Annotated in this window: 1 protein-coding gene; it reads left to right on the forward strand. The window is 75.0% G+C overall.

Going from position 1 to position 1,154, the window contains the following annotated elements; genetic code table 11:
* Window positions 1–220: 220 nt before the first annotated feature.
* Window positions 221–1,126, forward strand: a complete 906-nt coding sequence (locus ACYVE9_RS27705; RefSeq protein WP_461030637.1) for a sirohydrochlorin chelatase — start codon at window positions 221–223, stop codon at window positions 1,124–1,126.
* Window positions 1,127–1,154: the final 28 nt, after the last annotated feature.

Below are 1,154 nucleotides of genomic sequence, written 5' to 3' on the forward strand. Positions count from 1 at the left end.
CCGTCCGGGCCCCCGACCGCCGCCGCGTCCGGAGCGCGTCGCCTGCCAGGTGAGCGCGTGCTGACCACCACGGCACGGAATCTCCCACGGAGCCGTTGACCGAACCGAACAGAAACGCCAGGCGGCCCGGCTGACGACGCGCGGGAGGAAAGCGGACAGACCGGGATTGTCCCACCCCGCCCGAACACCCAAGCTCATCAAGGCATTAGCATGCGGCGCCATGAGCTCCTCCATTGGGCCCGAAGGTGGCCTGCCTGTACGAATGCCGCGTCCCCGCCAGCCCGGACGGCACCGCCGGCCGGAGCCCGTTGTCGCGCCTGAGGGCGCACCCGCCCTCGTTCTGGCCCTGCCCGGCGCTCCCAGCGCCCAGCACCGCCGCCTGGCCGAGGAGCTCGTGAGCATAACCCGCTCCGAGCTTCCGGGCCTGGACGCCCGCATCGGCTGGCTCGAAGGCGACAGCGAGGAGTTCCCCTCGCTGGAGTCCGTCCTCACTCTGGCTGCCGCCCAGCGCGGCACCGGTGGCGAGACCGAGACCGACCAGGGCCCGCCCGCCGTCGTCGTGCCACTGCTCGCCGGACCGGACGCCGCCCTGGTGCGGCGGCTGCGGCAGGCGGTGCTGAGCAGCGGCTCGGGCGCCGAACTGACCGATGTGCTGGGACCGCACCCGCTGCTCGCCGAGGCCGTGCACGTGCGCCTGTCCGAGGCCGGGCTCGCCCGCGCCGACCGGGCCAGGCTGTTCACCGTGGCCACCGCTGCCGACGGCATCATCCTGGCGACGGTGGGCGGTGAGGAGGCCGTCCAGGCGGCGGGCATCACCGGCATGCTGCTGGCCGCCCGCCTCGCGGTGCCCGTCATGGCCGCTCCGCTCGACGAGGAGGGAGCCATCGGCCGGATCGCCGAGCAGCTCACCGAGTCCGGCAGCCGGCAGCTCGCCCTGGCACCCTGCCTGATCGGACCCGAGGTGCCGGAAGGCCTGGTGGAAGCCGCGGCGGCGGAGGCCGGTTGCCAGGCGGCCGAGCCGCTGGGCGCCTATCCGGGGCTCGGCAAGCTGATCGCCTCGGCGTACGGCGCGAAGGTCGGCATCGGTGCCGGTCTGGCGTCCCCGCAGAGCGCCCCGGCGCACTGAGCCACGCCGCTGCCCTGCCGGCGGCCGG

It is taken from the genome of Streptomyces sparsus, from assembly GCF_054776295.1.